This window comes from Geobacillus sp. WSUCF1 (assembly GCF_000422025.1).
Classification (GTDB): domain Bacteria; phylum Bacillota; class Bacilli; order Bacillales; family Anoxybacillaceae; genus Geobacillus; species Geobacillus zalihae.
In genome coordinates this window covers 1-348 of the sequence record NZ_ATCO01000324.1, presented here as the reverse complement: position 1 = coordinate 348, position 348 = coordinate 1, and the positions used below count along the sequence as shown (strand labels likewise).

Annotated in this window: 1 protein-coding gene; it reads right to left on the bottom strand. The window is 51.1% G+C overall.

Annotated elements, in window-relative coordinates; all coding sequences use genetic code 11:
- Positions 1 to 348: IS4 family transposase (locus I656_RS0117415; RefSeq protein WP_033007091.1), on the bottom strand; the 348-nt coding region annotated here is incomplete at both ends.

Genomic DNA, 348 nt, shown 5'->3' with positions numbered 1-348 from the left:
TTGATCATACAGCCATCGCAACAGCACATACGCGATGAATGCCGCAAACAGTTGGTTGTATACCGCATTTTCCGTCGTGCCAAACAAGGTCGGGACATTCAGATATTGCTTCACCCAACGGAAAAAGATCTCAACAGTCCAACGTTGTTGGTACATGTCGGCAATGGTTTCCGCAGACGCATGAAAGAGGTTCGTCACGACCCGAATGTCGCGGCCATTCGCATCTCGAAAGATCACCACCCGGTGACGCTTGGTCGATCGGCATTGTTTCGTCCCCAACTGGCACGTGAAGTCGGCTTGAACCGATGAAGATGCGCTCGGAAGGCGGTTCAAGCTTTTTTTCTGATG